The sequence below is a fragment of the Micromonospora profundi genome (assembly GCF_011927785.1).
GTDB lineage: Bacteria > Actinomycetota > Actinomycetes > Mycobacteriales > Micromonosporaceae > Micromonospora > Micromonospora profundi.
In genome coordinates, this window is record NZ_JAATJK010000001.1 from 6,688,047 (window position 1) to 6,705,768 (window position 17,722).

General features: G+C 67.8%; 13 protein-coding genes. All 13 read left to right on the top strand.

Annotated elements, in window-relative coordinates; all coding sequences use genetic code 11:
* The first annotated feature begins 462 nt into the window (after nucleotides 1–462).
* The 13 genes from rpoB (at nucleotide 463) to rplB (ending at nucleotide 17,718) form a co-directional block, all read left to right on the top strand.
* Nucleotides 463–3,894 (top strand): DNA-directed RNA polymerase subunit beta, encoded by a 3,432-nt coding sequence (rpoB, locus tag F4558_RS30045; RefSeq protein ID WP_053653960.1) that lies wholly within the window; start codon nucleotides 463–465, stop codon nucleotides 3,892–3,894.
* A gap of 121 nt (nucleotides 3,895–4,015) precedes the next feature.
* Nucleotides 4,016–7,909, top strand: a complete 3,894-nt coding sequence (locus F4558_RS30050) for a DNA-directed RNA polymerase subunit beta' (RefSeq protein WP_053653958.1) — start codon at nucleotides 4,016–4,018, stop codon at nucleotides 7,907–7,909.
* Between the two features lie 92 nt (nucleotides 7,910–8,001).
* Complete coding sequence (locus tag F4558_RS30055) at nucleotides 8,002–8,370, top strand: hypothetical protein (RefSeq protein ID WP_053653957.1); 369 nt, start codon at nucleotides 8,002–8,004, stop codon at nucleotides 8,368–8,370.
* 875 nt (nucleotides 8,371–9,245) lie between these two features.
* Complete coding sequence (locus tag F4558_RS30060; protein WP_053653955.1) at nucleotides 9,246–9,626, top strand: phage holin family protein; 381 nt, start codon at nucleotides 9,246–9,248, stop codon at nucleotides 9,624–9,626.
* A gap of 530 nt (nucleotides 9,627–10,156) precedes the next feature.
* A complete protein-coding gene (gene rpsL / locus F4558_RS30065) occupies nucleotides 10,157–10,531 on the top strand; it encodes a 30S ribosomal protein S12 (protein WP_014440718.1) in 375 nt (124 codons plus the stop codon).
* 1 nt (nucleotide 10,532) lies between these two features.
* Nucleotides 10,533–11,003, top strand: a complete 471-nt coding sequence (gene rpsG / locus F4558_RS30070) for a 30S ribosomal protein S7 (protein ID WP_007465317.1) — start codon at nucleotides 10,533–10,535, stop codon at nucleotides 11,001–11,003.
* 75 nt (nucleotides 11,004–11,078) lie between these two features.
* On the top strand, nucleotides 11,079–13,175 hold the full coding sequence (gene fusA / locus F4558_RS30075) for an elongation factor G (RefSeq protein WP_053653953.1): 2,097 nt from the start codon (nucleotides 11,079–11,081) through the stop codon (nucleotides 13,173–13,175).
* Nucleotides 13,176–13,390: 215 nt separating this feature from the next.
* Nucleotides 13,391–14,584 carry an elongation factor Tu gene (gene tuf, locus F4558_RS30080; protein WP_167946985.1) on the top strand — a complete coding sequence of 398 codons (1,194 nt, stop codon included), beginning with the start codon at nucleotides 13,391–13,393 and terminating at the stop codon, nucleotides 14,582–14,584.
* Nucleotides 14,585–14,934: 350 nt separating this feature from the next.
* Complete coding sequence (rpsJ, locus tag F4558_RS30085; RefSeq protein ID WP_007073037.1) at nucleotides 14,935–15,243, top strand: 30S ribosomal protein S10; 309 nt, start codon at nucleotides 14,935–14,937, stop codon at nucleotides 15,241–15,243.
* Nucleotides 15,244–15,254: 11 nt separating this feature from the next.
* On the top strand, nucleotides 15,255–15,920 hold the full coding sequence (rplC, locus tag F4558_RS30090; RefSeq protein WP_053653948.1) for a 50S ribosomal protein L3: 666 nt from the start codon (nucleotides 15,255–15,257) through the stop codon (nucleotides 15,918–15,920).
* Nucleotides 15,917–16,567, top strand: a complete 651-nt coding sequence (gene rplD / locus F4558_RS30095) for a 50S ribosomal protein L4 (RefSeq protein ID WP_053653946.1) — start codon at nucleotides 15,917–15,919, stop codon at nucleotides 16,565–16,567. The genes rplC and rplD overlap by 4 nt, the downstream gene beginning before the upstream one ends.
* A complete protein-coding gene (rplW, locus tag F4558_RS30100; protein ID WP_007465304.1) occupies nucleotides 16,564–16,866 on the top strand; it encodes a 50S ribosomal protein L23 in 303 nt (100 codons plus the stop codon). Before rplD ends, rplW begins: the two co-directional genes overlap by 4 nt.
* Before the next feature lie 12 nt (nucleotides 16,867–16,878).
* Nucleotides 16,879–17,718 carry a 50S ribosomal protein L2 gene (rplB, locus tag F4558_RS30105; protein ID WP_053653944.1) on the top strand — a complete coding sequence of 280 codons (840 nt, stop codon included), beginning with the start codon at nucleotides 16,879–16,881 and terminating at the stop codon, nucleotides 17,716–17,718.
* The last annotated feature ends 4 nt before the right edge of the window (nucleotides 17,719–17,722 follow it).

The window sequence follows — 17,722 nt, forward strand, 5'->3', positions numbered from 1 at the left end:
ACAGCTGCCTTGAGCTGGGCGCCGATCGGGGTCGCCGACCATCCGGACGAGCGTCGACGGTCGCCCTCAGGTGGGAAAGAGAGGACGACCCGGATACCGGGCCTTGACGCGGCCCCGGCCTGCCAGGCACGCTGACACCAGCAAGACACCGCGCTTGCGACGGCCACGATGTGGGTATGTCAGCGGCGGCACCATCGCCGCAGCAACATCCCGAGCGGCCCGACGGGAACGTTGCGTTCCGAGCGGCCCGGCAGCCCCGGTTTTCCGGGGGCCAGGGCGCGTTCCGCAACGACCTGCGGGTTGGGCTGGACAGCGGTTAGCCTCTCGGCTACACTGCTAGTTTGCGCTGCCTTCCGACTAGACCCCTGCTCGGAAATGTCCGGTTATGGATATTTCTGGTGGGGTCATTGGAGTGCACGCGTACCAGCCGTTCTGCAGCACCGGTCCTCGGAAGGACGCATCTTGGCAGCTTCCCGCCCTGCGAAGACCAGTCGTACGTCGAGCGCATTCGCTCCCCGCCGAGTTTCATTCGGCAGGATCACCGAACACCTCGAGGTCCCCAACCTCCTCGCCATTCAGAACGAGTCCTTCGACTGGCTCGTCGGCAACGAGGGTTGGCAGGGCCGGTCGGCGGACGACCCGCACGCACGCTCGGGTCTCGCGGAGATCCTTGAAGAGATCAGTCCCATTGAGGACTTCTCCGGCACCATGTCGCTGTCCTTCTCAGCGCCGCGCTTCGACGAGGTCAAGGCCTCGATCGAGGAGTGCAAGGAGAAGGACCTGACCTACTGCGCTCCGCTGTTCGTGACCGCGGAGTTCACCAACAACACCACCGGCGAGATCAAGAGCCAGACGGTGTTCATGGGTGACTTCCCGATGATGACGCCCAAGGGCACCTTCGTCATCAACGGCACCGAGCGCGTCGTCGTCAGCCAGCTCGTCCGGTCCCCGGGCGTGTACTTCGACAAGCAGCCGGACAAGACCTCCGACCGTGACCTCTCCAGCGTCAAGGTCATCCCGAGTCGGGGTGCCTGGCTGGAGTTCGACATCGACAAGCGCGACACGGTCGGCGTACGTATCGACCGTAAGCGCCGGCAGGCCGTCACCGTCCTGCTCAAGGCCATCGGATGGTCGGCCGAGCGGATCCGTGAGCGGTTCGGCTGGTCCGAGCTGATGATGACCACGCTCGAGAAGGACCACATCGCCGGCCAGGATGAGGCCCTGCTAGACATCTACCGCAAGCTGCGCCCTGGCGAGCCGCCGACGCGCGAGAACGCCCAGACCCTGCTCGACAACCTCTTCTTCAACCCGAAGAGGTACGACGTCGCCAAGGTCGGGCGCTACAAGTTCAACAAGAAGCTCGAAGTCGACGTGCCGATCACCACAGGCACGCTGACCGAGGACGACATCGTCGCCACCGTGGAGTACCTGTGCCGGCTGCACGCCGGCGAGGACGGCTACGAGGCCGACGACATCGACCACTTCGGCAACCGTCGTCTGCGGACCGTGGGCGAGCTGATCCAGAACCAGGTTCGGGTCGGCCTGTCCCGGATGGAGCGGGTCGTCCGTGAGCGGATGACCACGCAGGACGTCGAGGCGATCACCCCGCAGACCCTGATCAACATCCGCCCGGTGGTGGCGGCGATCAAGGAGTTCTTCGGGACGTCGCAGCTGTCCCAGTTCATGGACCAGACCAACCCGCTGGCGGGCCTGACCCACCGGCGCCGGCTGAGCGCGCTCGGCCCGGGTGGTCTGTCCCGGGAGCGGGCCGGCTTCGAGGTCCGCGACGTGCACCCGTCCCACTATGGCCGGATGTGCCCGATCGAGACGCCGGAAGGCCCGAACATCGGCCTGATCGGCGCGCTGTCCACCTTCGCCCGGGTCAACCCGTTCGGCTTCATCGAGACGCCGTACCGGAAGGTCGTCGACGGTCGGGTCACCGACCAGATCGACTACCTGACCGCGGACGAGGAGGACCGGTTCGTCAAGGCCCAGGCCAACGCGCCGCTGAAGGCCGACGGCACGTTCGCCGAGGACCGGGTCCTGTGTCGCCGTAAGGGCGGCGAGACCGAGGACGTCGTCCCCAGCGCCGTCGACTACATGGACGTCTCGCCCCGGCAGATGACCTCCGTGGCGACCGCCATGATCCCGTTCCTCGAGCACGACGACGCCAACCGGGCACTGATGGGCGCGAACATGCAGCGCCAGGCTGTGCCGCTGGTCAAGGCCGAGGCGCCGCTCGTGGGTACGGGCATGGAGTACCGGGCCGCGGTCGACGCTGGCGACGTGGTGGTCGCCGAGGTCGGCGGTGTGATCGAGGATCTCTGCGCCGACTACGTCACCATCCACCAGGACGACGGCCACCGCCGGACGTACCTGCTGCACAAGTTCCGCCGCTCCAACGCCGGCTCCTGCGTCAACCAGAAGCCGGTGGTCTTCGAGGGCGACCGCGTCGAGGCCGGTCAGGTCATCGCCGACGGGCCGTGCACCGACGAAGGCGAGATGGCGCTCGGGCGCAACCTGCTCGTGGCGTTCATGTGCTGGGAGGGCCACAACTACGAGGACGCGATCATCCTGTCGCAGCGCCTCGTGCAGCAGGACGTGCTCACCTCGATCCACATCGAGGAGCACGAGGTCGACGCCCGGGACACCAAGCTCGGCCCGGAGGAGATCACCCGCGACATCCCGAACGTCAGCGAGGAAATGCTCGCCGACCTCGACGAGCGCGGCATCATCCGGATCGGCGCCGAGGTAGTCCCCGGCGACATCCTGGTCGGCAAGGTCACGCCCAAGGGCGAGACCGAGCTGACCCCGGAGGAGCGGCTGCTCCGCGCGATCTTCGGTGAGAAGGCGCGTGAGGTTCGGGACACCTCGCTGAAGGTGCCGCACGGCGAGACCGGCACGGTCATCGGTGTGCGCACGTTCTCCCGCGAGGACGGCGACGAGTTGCCGCCGGGTGTCAACGAGCTGGTCCGGGTCTACGTCGCCCAGAAGCGCAAGATCCAGGACGGCGACAAGCTCGCCGGCCGCCACGGCAACAAGGGCGTCATCTCGAAGATCCTGCCGATCGAGGACATGCCGTTCCTGGAGGACGGCACCCCCGTCGACATCGTGCTCAACCCGCTGGGTGTGCCGAGCCGGATGAACATCGGCCAGGTGCTGGAGACGCACCTCGGCTGGGTGGCCAAGACCGGTTGGAAGGTCGAGGGCGACGACACGGAGTGGAAGCGGCAGCTGCGCTCGATCGACGCGCACGAGTCCGAGGGTGACACGAATGTGGCCACCCCGGTCTTCGACGGTGCCCGCGAGGCCGAGATCTCGGGCCTGCTGGCGTCGACGCTGCCCAACCGTGACGGCAACCAGCTGATCGGTTCCAGTGGCAAGGCGCAGCTGTACGACGGCCGCTCCGGTGAGCCGCTGCCGGACCCGATCGCGGTTGGCTACATCTACATCCTGAAGCTCAACCACCTGGTCGACGACAAGATCCACGCTCGGTCGACCGGCCCGTACTCGATGATCACGCAGCAGCCGCTGGGTGGTAAGGCGCAGTTCGGTGGTCAGCGTTTCGGTGAGATGGAGTGCTGGGCGATGCAGGCGTACGGCGCTGCCTACGCCCTGCAGGAGTTGCTCACGATCAAGTCCGACGACGTTCTCGGCCGGGTGAAGGTCTACGAGGCCATCGTCAAGGGCGAGAACATCCCGGAGCCGGGCATCCCGGAGTCGTTCAAGGTGCTGCTCAAGGAGCTGCAGTCGCTGTGCCTCAACGTTGAGGTGCTGTCCAGCGACGGTGTGGCCCTGGAGATGCGCGAGACCGACGACGAGGTGTTCCGGGCCGCCGAGGAGCTGGGCATCGACCTGTCCCGGCGCGAGCCGAGCTCGGTCGAAGAGGTGTAAGTGGTGAGGGTTGGGGGCCGACCGACCCGCTCTGGGCGGTCAAGCTTGATCCCGACGCGGGTCGGACGGCCCCCAACCTCGCCCATGATCTAGCTGTAAAGACGACGACATAGGGGACATAGTGCTCGACGTCAACTTCTTCGACGAGCTGCGCATTGGTCTCGCCACCGCCGACGACATCCGTCAGTGGTCGCACGGCGAGGTCAAGAAGCCTGAGACCATCAACTACCGCACCCTGAAGCCGGAAAAGGACGGGCTCTTCTGCGAGAAGATCTTCGGTCCGCAGCGGGACTGGGAGTGCTACTGCGGTAAGTACAAGCGCGTCCGGTTCAAGGGCATCATCTGTGAGCGCTGCGGCGTCGAGGTGACCCGCTCCAAGGTCCGTCGTGAGCGGATGGGGCACATCGAGCTCGCCGCTCCGGTGACCCACATCTGGTACTTCAAGGGCGTGCCGAGCCGGCTGGGTTACCTGCTGGACCTCGCCCCCAAGGATCTCGAAAAGATCATCTACTTCGCCTCGTACGTCGTGACGAGCGTTGACGCCGAGTCGCGTCACCGTGACCTCTCGACCATCGAGAACGAGATCCTCGCCGAGAAGCGGCAGTCCGAGAACAGCCGCGACTCGGAGATCGAGAAGCGGGCCGCCAAGCTCGAGGCCGATCTGGCCGAGCTGGAGGCCGAGGGTGCCAAGGCGGACGTCCGGCGCAAGGTCAAGGAGGGCGGAGAGCGCGAGATGCGCCAGATCCGCGACCGGGCCCAGCGCGAGATCGACCGCCTGGACGAGGTCCTGGACACCTTCCGCAAGCTGGAGCCGAAGCAGCTGGTCACCGACGAGCTGCTCTACCGCGAGCTGCGCGACCGTTTCGGTGAGTACTTCACCGGCTCGATGGGCGCCGAGGCGATCAAGGCGCTGGTCCAGAACATGGACCTCGACGCCGAGGCCGAGAGCCTGCGCGAGACCATCCGCTCCGGCAAGGGCCAGCGGAAGATCCGGGCGCTCAAGCGGCTCAAGGTCGTGGCGGCGTTCCTGAACACCCGCAACTCGCCGCTCGGCATGGTGCTGGACTGCGTCCCGGTCATCCCGCCGGACCTGCGCCCGATGGTGCAGCTCGACGGTGGCCGCTTCGCGACCTCGGACCTGAACGACCTGTACCGCCGCGTGATCAACCGGAACAACCGCCTCAAGCGACTGATCGACCTCGGCGCGCCCGAGATCATCGTCAACAACGAGAAGCGGATGCTCCAGGAGGCCGTCGACGCGCTGTTCGACAACGGCCGTCGCGGTCGGCCGGTCACCGGTCCGGGTAACCGTCCCCTCAAGTCGCTGTCCGACATGCTCAAGGGCAAGCAGGGCCGGTTCCGCCAGAACCTGCTGGGCAAGCGCGTCGACTACTCCGGCCGTTCGGTCATCGTCGTCGGCCCGAAGCTCAAGCTGCACCAGTGCGGTCTGCCCAAGCAGATGGCGCTGGAGCTGTTCAAGCCGTTCGTCATGAAGCGGCTGGTCGACCTCAACCACGCGCAGAACATCAAGTCCGCCAAGCGGATGGTCGAGCGTCAGCGCCCGGTCGTGTGGGACGTGCTGGAAGAGGTCATCGGCGAGCACCCCGTGCTGCTCAACCGGGCGCCGACCCTGCACCGTCTGGGCATCCAGGCCTTCGAGCCGCAGCTGGTCGAGGGCAAGGCCATCCAGATCCACCCGCTGGTCTGCACCGCGTTCAACGCGGACTTCGACGGTGACCAGATGGCGGTGCACGTGCCGCTGTCCGCCGAGGCCCAGGCCGAGGCACGGATCCTGATGCTGTCGTCGAACAACATCCTCAAGCCGGCCGACGGCAAGCCGGTCACCATGCCCACCCAGGACATGGTCATCGGTCTCTACCACCTCACCCACCGCACCGCCGGTGAGAAGGTGGGTGAGGGCCGGTCGTTCAGTTCGGACGCCGAGGCGCGGATGGCATTCGACAACCGCGAGTTGCACCTGCAGGCGCTCGTGAAGATCCGCCTGCGTGGCGTGACCGAGGTCGACAACGGCGCCGGTGCCGAGCCGTGGACCGCCCCGGAGGGCTGGGTCGAGGGTGACCCGCTGACCGTGGAGACCACGCTGGGCCGGGTGCTGTTCAACGAGACGCTGCCGCAGGGCTACCGCTTCGTGAACTACGAGATCCGCAAGGGTCAGCTCTCCGCGATCGTCAACGACCTCGCCGAGCGCTTCCCCAAGGTGGCCCTCGCGGCCACCCTGGACGGACTCAAGGAGGCCGGTTTCCACTGGGCCACCTGGTCCGGCGTGACGATCGGCATGGAGGACGTCATCGCTCCGCCGCGCAAGGCGGAGATCCTGGCGAAGTACGAGAAGGAAGCCGACCGGATCGACAAGCAGTACCAGCGTGGTCTGATGACCGCCGAGGAACGTCGCGGCGAGCTCATCGAGATCTGGACCAAGGCGACCAACGAGGTCGCCAAGGAGATGGACACCGCGCTGCCGCAGGAGAACCCACTGTGGAAGATGATCAACTCGGGTGCCCGCGGTAACCTGCTCCAGCTCCGGCAGATCGCGGCGATCCGTGGTCTGGTGGCCAACCCCAAGGGCGAGATCATCCCGCGGCCGATCAAGGCCAGCTACCGGGAGGGTCTGTCCGTGCTGGAGTACTTCATCTCCACGCACGGTGCCCGTAAGGGTCTCGCCGACACCGCGCTGCGGACCGCCGACTCGGGTTACCTGACCCGTCGTCTGGTGGACGTCTCCCAGGACGTGATCATCCGCGAGGAGGACTGCGGCACCGACCGGGCGATCCCGATGCAGATCGGCGAGCGCCTGGAGGACGGCCGGCTTGTCGTGCACGAGCACGCCGAGACCAGCGTGCACGCCCGTACCCTGGCCGACGACATCAAGGGGCCGGACGGCACCGTCGTCGCCGAGCGGGGTCAGGACATCAACTCCATCGGCGTCGACAAGATCGTCGCCGCTGGCGTGGAGACGGTCCGGGTGCGCAGCGTTCTCACCTGCGAGTCGAAGCTGGGTGTCTGCGGTGCCTGCTACGGGCGGTCGCTGCCGACCGGCAAGAGCGTGGACGTCGGCGAGGCGGTCGGCATCATCGCCGCCCAGTCGATCGGTGAGCCCGGTACGCAGCTGACGATGCGTACCTTCCACACCGGTGGCGTCGCGGGTGAGGACATCACCCAGGGTCTGCCGCGTGTCCAGGAAATCTTCGAGGCCCGGGTCCCGAAGGGTAAGGCGCCCATCGCCGACACCCCCGGCCGGATCCGCATCGAGGACGGCGAGCGCTCGCGGAAGATCATCGTGGTGCCGGACGACGGCAGCGAGGAGATCGTCTACGACAAGATCTCCAAGCGGGTGCGTCTGCGTACCCACGACGGTGGTCACGTCGCGGTCGGCGAGAAGCTCACCGAGGGCACCATCGACCCGCACGAGCTTCTGCGGATCATGGGTCCGCGGGCGGTCCAGGTCCACCTGACCAGTGAGGTCCAGGAGGTCTACCGCTCGCAGGGCGTGCTCATCCACGACAAGCACATCGAGATCATCATTCGCCAGATGCTCAAGCGGGTGACGGTCATCGACTCCGGCTCGACGGAGTTCCTGCCGGGTGTGCTTGTCGACCGGGCGCTGTTCGAGTCGGAGAACCGCCGGCTCGTGTCGGAGGGTGGCGAGCCCGCCGCCGGCCGCCCGGTGCTGATGGGTATCACCAAGGCATCGCTGGCCACCGACTCCTGGCTCTCCGCGGCCTCCTTCCAGGAGACCACCCGGGTGCTGACCGACGCTGCGATCAACTCGCGCAGCGACTCGCTGGTCGGCCTCAAGGAGAACGTGATCATCGGTAAGCTCATCCCGGCCGGTACGGGCATCAGCAAGTACCGCAACGTCCGGGTGGAGCCGACCGAGGAGGCCAAGGCGAAGGTCTACTCGATGACCGGTTACCCGGAGACCGACTACGGGTTCGGGCCGGCCAGCGGGCAGGCTGTGCCGCTGGACGACTTCGACTTCGGGTCGTACCGCTAAGCACCAGTACCGACGAGGCCCCCGGCACCTGCCGGGGGCCTCGTCGTGTCCGGACCGCCCCGGCCACGGGCGGGGTTCGGCATGATGGAGGCATGACGACAGCACCCGGGCAGGTGCCCGTCGCGTTTCAGGGCGTGCGCCACCCGCTGGATCCCGATCCGGCCCGCGCCACGAAGGCACGGGCGGTATTCGCGTTGGGGCTGCTCGGCATGCTCACCGGCCTGTTCATCGGCGGGGTGGTGCCGGCGACGGTGGCACTCCAGTTGGCGCGGCAGGCTCGCCGGGAGGCGTACTCCTCGGGGGGTTTCCTCACCGGTGGCGCCTGGTTGCGGCGCGGAGAGCGGATGGCGTGGATCGGCCTGGTGCTGGTCGCGGTCAGCGTGGTCGCCGCCGTGGTGATCGGCGTGGTCCGGTTGGCGGACATGCCGTTCGGCCATGACTACCCGGCGAACATGGACTGATCCGGCCGCGGTCGCGTCGGCGCGGGCGGCGTCGCGCCCGGCCGGTAGCCTGGCCGGTGTCCGCCGTGCGGCGGTGGTGGCCCTGTCGACAGGAGGACCTCGTGACGGAACCGGCGCGGCCCCCGGCGGACGAGCCGGCCGGGCATCCTGGCGCGCCGGCCTCCGGCCCGGCCCCGTCCGAGCCGAGTGGCTGGGCACGACCCGACCCGGCCGACCAGCCAGGCGCCTCCGCGGCCTCTCCCGATTCGGGTACGTCGCCGGCGCCCTCACCCGACCGCGCGTCGGCCGGGAACGAGTCGTCCCCGCCCGCCTGGGGCGATGCGCCACGTTCGTCACCACCGTCCGGGTGGGGCGAGCCGCCTCTCTCGTCGCCGCCTTCGGTTTGGGGCGACGCGCCCCGTTCGGCGCCGGTGTCCGGTTGGGGTGCGCCCGCGCCAGGTTGGGGTGCCCCTCCCGCCGGCTGGGCTACGGCCCCCGGCTCCGGCCAACCCGACCCGGGTTCCGGTGCCTCGACACCGCCGGGGTGGGGTCCGCCGTCGTCCGAGCCAGGTGCGCCACAAGGGTGGACGCAGCCGCCGGCATCCGGCGCGCCGCAAGGTTGGGCGCAGCCGCAGTCCGGGCCTGGTGGGCCGCAGGGGTGGGCGCAGGCGCCGGGATCCGGTGAGCCGCAAGGTTGGGCGCAGCCTGGGCCTGGTGGGCCGCAGGGGTGGTCGTCGCCGTCCGGGCCCGGTGCGCCGCAGGGGTGGGCGCAAGCTCCGGGCTCTGGTGGACCGCAGGGGTGGGGGCAGCCGCAGTCGGGTGGGCCGGGGTGGGGGATGGCGCCCGCTCGGCCGGTGCCGCCGCCCAGTGATGATCAGCGCCGGCCGCCGAAGCGGGTGGAGGCGGTGTCCGGCACGCCGTTCGGTGTGGTGCACCTGGACGTGCCGCCGGTCACCTCCGGGCTGGCCATCGGTGCGCTCGTCGCGGGGATCGCGTCGATCCTGATCTCGCTGCTGGTGCTCTGCTTCGGGGTGGCGTTCGTCAACGACGGCGGGGCCTGGGCATCCGGTGCGTTCACGGTGGTCGGGGTGCTGGCGGGGGTGGCGGCGATCGTCGCCGGCCTGCTCGGCCAGCGCCAGATCCGGCGGCCGACCGAGCCACCTGCGGTGCGGTTCACCGGCCGAGGGCTGGCGGTGGCCGGGATCAGCTGCGGGGCTGTGGGGGCGCTGCTCAGCCTCCTCGGACTGGGTCTGGCGCTGCTGCTCACCTTCGCGTGAGGGCGGCGACCGGGCCACGTGAGGACGGTCACCGACGCGAGCTTCGTCGCAGCTCTCGGACCAGGTCTGCGGTGCCTGGTCCGGGGGCGACGGGTGGTGCGGCGGGCAAGCCGGTACACTTGTATTCGTAGGTGCCCTTCGCGGGCGACGAGGCAGGACGAGATCCGGCCGGCGAGCGTGAGACGTTCGCCGGGCCATTCCGTTTTGACCTGGGCGGCTGTGGTAGGTACTCTTTCCCCTTGTGCCCGGGCGTGCCCGGGCAACTCGTGCGTGCGCTGGATCTGATAGTCCGGGCGGCGGCACGACAAGCCAGAGATCCGGGGCGGGGCGACCCGCGTGCCGGTGACAAACCCCGGTACGCCGCGAAAGCGTCCGCACCGGGACCGTGAGTGGGGCGACACGCCCGACCGCGGGTACCGGGGCCTCCGCAAGGCGGCCCTGGTCGGAATGTAGGAGAGCCGGTCATCAGGCCGGCTAACGAGCAGACGGCGCGGCCGCGACAGCGCGGCCGAAGGGAGCGGAGAAACCCGGTGCCCACGATCCAGCAGCTGGTCCGAAAGGGCCGCCAGGCTAAGACGAGCAAGACCAAGACCCCGGCGCTGAAGGGTTCCCCTCAGCGGCGCGGCGTGTGCACCCGCGTGTACACCACCACCCCCAAGAAGCCGAACTCGGCGCTGCGCAAGGTCGCTCGTGTGAAGCTCAGCAGCCAGATCGAGGTGACCGCCTACATCCCGGGCGTCGGTCACAACCTGCAGGAGCACTCGATCGTGCTCGTTCGCGGCGGCCGGGTGAAGGACCTCCCCGGCGTGCGTTACAAGATCGTCCGCGGCTCGCTGGACACCCAGGGTGTCCGCAACCGCAAGCAGGCGCGCAGCCGTTACGGCGCGAAGAAGGAGAAGAGCTGACATGCCGCGTAAAGGACCCGCTCCGCGGCGGCCGCTGGTCGCTGACCCGGTGTACAACTCGCCGCTGGTCACCCAGCTGGTAAACAAGATCCTGCTGCGCGGCAAGCGCCAGCTCGCCGAATCGATCGTGTACGCGGCCCTCGAGGGCTGCCGCGAGAAGTCCGGCACCGACCCGGTCGTCACCCTCAAGCGGGCGATGGACAACGTCAAGCCGACCCTCGAGGTGCGCAGCCGTCGTGTCGGTGGCGCCACCTACCAGGTTCCGGTCGAGGTTCGTCCGACCCGGGCGACCACCCTGGGTCTGCGCTGGCTGGTGACGTACTCCCGCGCCCGCCGCGAGAAGACCATGGTCGAGCGGCTGATGAACGAGCTGCTGGACGCGAGCAACGGCCTCGGTGCCGCCGTCAAGCGGCGCGAGGACACGCACAAGATGGCCGAGTCGAACAAGGCCTTCGCGCACTACCGCTGGTAACACCCTGGTTCCGGCGTCCCACGGACGCCGGAACCGCCACCAGTTGAGTCGAGACGACGATAAGTAGGGATTGAAGTGGCCGCCGCAGACGCGCTCGCCAACGTACGCAATATCGGCATCATGGCGCACATCGATGCCGGTAAGACCACTACCACCGAGCGAATCCTGTTCTACACCGGCATCACCTACAAGATCGGTGAAGTCCACGAGGGCGCTGCCGTCATGGACTGGATGGAGCAGGAGCAGGAGCGCGGTATCACGATCACTTCCGCCGCCACGAAGTGCGAGTGGAAGGGCCACACGATCCAGATCATCGACACGCCCGGCCACGTCGACTTCACGGTCGAGGTGGAGCGGTCGCTGCGGGTGCTGGACGGTGCGGTCGCGGTGTACGACGGCGTGGCCGGTGTCGAGCCGCAGACGGAGAACGTCTGGCGGCAGGCGGACAAGTACGACGTCCCCCGGATGTGCTTCGTCAACAAGCTCGACCGGACCGGTGCCGACTTCTTCCGCTGCGTGCAGATGATGATCGACCGGCTGAACGCCACCCCGCTGGTGCTGCAGATCCCGATCGGTGCCGAGGCCGACTTCATCGGTGTCGTCGACCTGGTCGAGATGCGCGCCCTGACCTGGCGCGGCGAGACCCAGAAGGGTGAGGACTACGCGGTCGAGGACATCCCGGCCGACCTCGCCGACTCGGCCGCTGAGTGGCGCGAGAAGCTGATGGAGACCCTCGCCGACGTCGACGACGCGGTGATGGAGAAGTACCTCGAAGGCGAGGAGATCTCCACCGACGAGATCCGGGCCGCCATCCGCCGCGCGACCATCGGTGGCAAGGCCAACCCGGTCCTCACGGGCACCGCCTTCAAGAACAAGGGCATCCAGCCGATGCTGGACGCCGTCGTGGCGTACCTGCCGTCGCCGCTGGACATCCCGGCGATCGAGGGCACGGCGACCGACGGCGAGACGCCGTTGCAGCGCCAGCCCTCCACCAAGGAGCCGTTCTCCGGCCTGGCCTTCAAGATCCAGACCGACAAGCACCTTGGCAAGCTCACCTACGTCCGGATCTACTCGGGCGTGGTCGAGACCGGCACCCAGGTGGTCAACTCCACCAAGGACCGCAAGGAGCGCATCGGCAAGATCTACCAGATGCACGCCAACAAGCGGGAAGAGCGCGGCTCGGCCCACGCTGGCGACATCATCGCGGTGCAGGGTCTCAAGCAGACCACCACCGGTGACACGCTGTGCGACCCGGCGAACCCGGTCATCCTGGAGTCGATGACGTTCCCGGAGCCGGTCATCGAGGTCGCCATCGAGCCGAAGACCAAGGCCGACCAGGAGAAGCTCAGCACCGCCATCCAGCGGCTCGCTGAGGAGGACCCGACCTTCCGCGTCAAGCTGGACGAGGAGACCGGTCAGACGGTCATCGCCGGCATGGGCGAGCTGCACCTGGACATCCTGGTCGACCGGATGCGCCGCGAGTTCAACGTCGAGGCGAACATCGGTAAGCCGCAGGTGGCGTACCGCGAGACGATCCGCCGCAAGGTGGACAAGATCGAGTACACCCACAAGAAGCAGACCGGTGGTTCCGGCCAGTACGCCCGCGTGATCGTGAGCGTCGAGCCGCTGCCGCTTGACAACGACTCGCCGACCTACGAGTTCGCAAACGCCGTCACCGGTGGTCGCATCCCGCGGGAGTTCATCCCGTCGGTCGACGCCGGTGCCCAGGACGCCATGCAGTACGGCATCCTGGCGGGCTTCCCGCTCGTCGGTGTGAAGCTGACGCTGCTGGACGGCCAGTACCACGAGGTCGACTCCTCGGAAATGGCATTCAAGATCGCCGGCTCGATGGTGATGAAGGAGGCGGCCCGCAAGGCCGACCCCGCACTCCTTGAGCCGATGATGGCCGTTGAGGTCACCACTCCTGAGGAGAACATGGGTGACGTCATCGGCGACCTCAACTCCCGCCGGGGCATCATCCAGGCGATGGAGGAGCGCAGCGGCGCCCGCATCGTGAAGGCTCTGGTGCCGTTGTCGGAGATGTTCGGCTACGTCGGCGACCTGCGGTCGAAGACCCAGGGCCGGGCTAGCTACAGCATGCAGTTCGACTCCTACGCCGAGGTTCCGCAGAGCGTCGCGAAGGAGATCATCGCCAAGGCAACGGGCGAGTAACTCTCCCCGAGCAGGTGATTCGTGGTCGGTCGCGGGTGGTTTCACCCGCCCGCGGCCACCACGATCGGATCGCGTGAGACCGGGCCTGTAGGCTTCATCGCCGCAGAACCCACAAAAGCTCTCCGGCCGCCAGGCCGGAAAGGCTGTCGACAGAGTCCTAAGCGCCGACCTGGCGCGCCGGGCGTACGAACCAAGAAGTCCACAGGAGGACACCAGTGGCGAAGGCTAAGTTCGAGCGGACTAAGCCGCACGTCAACATCGGCACCATTGGTCACATCGACCACGGTAAGACGACGCTGACGGCGGCCATCACGAAGGTCCTGCACGACCAGTACCCCGACCTGAACCCCTACACGCCGTTCGACGAGATCGACAAGGCGCCGGAGGAGAAGGCCCGCGGTATCACGATCTCGATCGCGCACGTCGAGTACCAGACCGAGGCGCGGCACTACGCGCACGTCGACTGCCCCGGCCACGCGGACTACATCAAGAACATGATCACCGGTGCCGCGCAGATGGACGGCGCGATCCTGGTGGTCGCGGCGACCGACGGCCCGATGCCGCAGACCCGCGAGCACGTGCTGCTGGCCCGTCAGGTTGGCGTGCCGTACATCGTCGTGGCGCTCAACAAGAGCGACATGGTCGATGACGAGGAGCTCCTGGAACTCGTCGAGCTCGAGGTCCGTGAGCTGCTCTCGTCGCAGGAGTACCCGGGTGACGACCTTCCGGTCGTCCAGGTCTCCGCGCTGAAGGCGCTCGAGGGCGACCCGGTCTGGACCGAGAAGCTGCTCGAGCTGATGACCGCAGTCGACACCGCGATTCCGCAGCCGGAGCGCGAGACTGAGAAGCCGTTCCTCATGCCCGTCGAGGACGTGTTCACGATCACCGGTCGTGGCACGGTCGTCACCGGTCGTGTCGAGCGCGGCGTGCTGCTCCCGAACGAGGACGTCGAGGTTGTCGGCATCCGCGAGAAGGGCTTCAAGACCAAGGTCACCGCGATCGAGATGTTCCGGAAGACCCTGGACGACGCGCGCGCAGGCGAGAACGTCGGTCTCCTGCTGCGTGGCACCAAGCGCGAGGACGTCGAGCGCGGCATGGTGGTCATCAAGCCGGGCACCACGACCCCGCACACGGAGTTCGAGGCGACGGTCTACATCCTCTCCAAGGAGGAGGGCGGCCGGCACACCCCGTTCTTCCAGAACTACCGCCCGCAGTTCTACTTCCGGACCACGGACGTCACCGGTGTCGTCACCCTCCCCGAGGGCACCGAGATGGTCATGCCGGGCGACAACACCACCATGTCGGTGAAGCTGATCCAGCCCATCGCCATGGAGGAGAACCTCAAGTTCGCGATCCGCGAGGGTGGCCGCACCGTCGGCGCCGGGTTCGTCAACAAGATCGTTAAGTGAACTAGGTAACCCCGATTAGACCCGCCGCCGGTCGTGCGGCATACTAGTCAGGTTGCGTAACGACAGTTCGTCGCCTGTGTTCGGCTTTCGCTGAACCTCCGGGTGGCGAGACAGTCGAGCGTGGGGTGGTTGGCGGCCCAGTCGCCAACCACCCTCGCACGGCGTTCAGGTCGCGGTAATGCGATCGGCGCCTTGACCCACCGCGCGGTCAGCACCACTCCGGAACCACGGGGCGGAGCCCGGCCCGAGGGCGCGACACGCCCGACCGCGGGGGTCGGCGAAGTGGGCCTGTGCCAGCCGGTACAGGCGCCCGCAACACAGCGGCATCGAGAGAAGGAACAGAAGCCACCATGGCGGGACAGAAGATCCGCATCCGGCTCAAGGCCTATGACCACGAGGTCGTCGACTCCTCGGCTCGGAAGATCGTCGAGACGGTGACGCGCACCGGGGCGCAGGTCGCGGGCCCGGTGCCGCTGCCCACGGAGATCAACCGTTTCTGCGTTATCCGCTCGCCGCACAAGTACAAGGACTCGCGCGAGCACTTCGAGATGCGCACGCACAAGCGGCTGATCGACATCATCGACCCGACCCCGAAGACGGTCGACTCGCTCATGCGCCTCGACCTGCCGGCTGGCGTCGACATCGAGATCAAGCTGTAGGGACCGGACAAATGGACAGGCAAGTCAAGGGGATCCTGGGCGCCAAGCTCGGCATGACCCAGGTCTGGGACAACAACAAGGTTGTTCCCGTGACCGTGGTCGAGGCCGGCCCGTGCGTCATCAGCCAGGTTCGTAGCGCCGAGAAGGACGGTTACTCAGCGGTCCAGCTGGCGTACGGCACGATCGACCCGCGCAAGGTCAAGAAGCCGATCAGCGGCCACTACGCCAAGGCGGACGTGGCGCCGCGCCGGCACATCGTCGAGCTGCGCACCACCGACGCTGGGGAATACTCGCTCGGCCAGGAGGTCACGGTCGAGGAGTTCCCGGCCGGCGTCACGATCGACGTCACCGGAAAGACCAAGGGCAAGGGCTACGCCGGCCCGATGAAGCGGCACGGCTTCCACGGTCTGCGCGCCAGCCACGGTGTCGAGCGCAAGCACCGCTCGCCCGGTTCCATCGGCGCCTGCGCCACCCCGGGTCGTGTCTTCAAGGGCACCCGGATGGCCGGCCGCATGGGTGGCGTGCGCTACACCGTGCAGAACCTCACCGTCCAGGCGGTCGACACCGAGAACAACCTGCTGCTCGTCCGCGGTGCCATTCCTGGCCCCAAGGGCGCGCTGGTTCTGGTCCGTACCGCGGCGAAGAGCAAGGTCAAGAAGGGCGGTGCGGCCAAGTGACCACCGTTGACGTGCGCACCGTCGAAGGCAGCACCAGCGGCTCCGTCGAGCTGCCGGCTGACATCTTCGACGTGCAGGCCAACGTCGCGCTGATGCACCAGGTCGTGGTGGCCCAGCTCGCGGCGGCCCGACAGGGCACGCACAAGACCAAGACCCGCGGCGAGGTCGCCGGCGGCGGCAAGAAGCCGTACAAGCAGAAGGGCACCGGTCGCGCCCGGCAGGGCTCGATCCGCGCACCGCAGTTCGCCGGCGGTGGCGTGGTACACGGTCCCGTTCCGCGTGACTACAGCCAGCGGACCCCGAAGAAGATGAAGGCCGCCGCGCTGCGCGGTGCCCTCTCCGACCGGGCCCGCGCCGGGCAGGTACACGTTGTCGAGGCGTTCGTCTCGGGCGAGAAGCCGTCGACGAAGGCGGCCCTTGCCACGCTGACCAAGCTCACCGAGGCCCGTCGGGTTCTCGTCGTGCTGAGCAGCACCGACGAGCTGAACTGGGTGTCGCTGCGCAACGAGCCGCGGGTGCACCTGATCGAGTCCGGCCAGCTGAACACGTACGACGTGCTGGTGGCCGACGACGTGGTCTTCACCAAGGACGCCCTGGACGAGTTCCTGGGCGTGCCCGCCGAGACCACCGAGGAGGGTGGCAAGTGAGCACGATCGCCGACCCGCGCGACATCATCGTGGCGCCGGTCGTCTCGGAGAAGAGCTACAGCGAGCTGAACCGGAACTGGTACACCTTCCTGGTGCACCCGGACGCGAACAAGACCGAGATCAAGATCGCTATCCAGCAGATCTTCAACGTCCGCGTCCTGACGGTCAACACGCTCAACCGCCAAGGGAAGCGCAAGCGCACCAAGACCGGCTTCGGTCAGCGCAAGGCGACCAAGCGGGCGATCGTGAAGCTGGCTGACGGTGACCGTATCGAGGCCTTCGGCGGCCCGGTCAGCTGAGGGGTGTAGACAATGGCTATCCGTAAATACAAGCCGACGACGCCGGGCCGACGTGGCTCCAGCGTTGCCGACTTCGCCGAGATCACCCGGTCCACGCCGGAGAAGTCGCTGCTGGCTCCGTTGCCGAAGAAGGGCGGGCGTAACGCCCACGGCCGGATCACCACGCGGCACCACGGTGGCGGTCACAAGCGCCAGTACCGTCTGATCGACTTCAAGCGGGTCGACAAGGACGGCGTGCCGGCGAAGGTCGCTCACATCGAGTACGACCCGAACCGCACGGCGCGTATCGCGCTGCTGCACTACGCCGACGGCGAGAAGCGGTACATCCTCGCGCCGAAGGACATGAAGCAGGGCGACCGCGTCGAGTCCGGTCCGGGCGCCGACATCAAGCCGGGTAACAACCTGCCGCTGCGCAACATCCCGGTCGGTACCACGATCCACAACGTGGAGCTGCGTCCGGGTGGCGGGGCCAAGCTCGCCCGCTCCGCCGGCGTCGGCATCCAGCTGCTCGGCCGTGAGGGCGCGTACGCGACCCTGCGTATGCCGTCCGGCGAGATCCGGCGTGTGGACGTGCGCTGCCGCGCAAGCGTCGGCGAGATCGGCAACGCCGACCAGTCGAACATCAACTGGGGTAAGGCCGGCCGTATGCGGTGGAAGGGCAAGCGCCCGACCGTCCGTGGTGTCGCCATGAACCCGGTCGACCACCCGCACGGTGGTGGTGAGGGTAAGACCTCTGGTGGTCGCCACCCGGTCAACCCGCAGGGTAAGCCCGAGGGCCGCACCCGCCGTAAGGGCCAGCCGAGTGACCGGCTGATCGTCCGCCGTCGCTACGCCACGCGTAAGCGCGGCTGAGGGA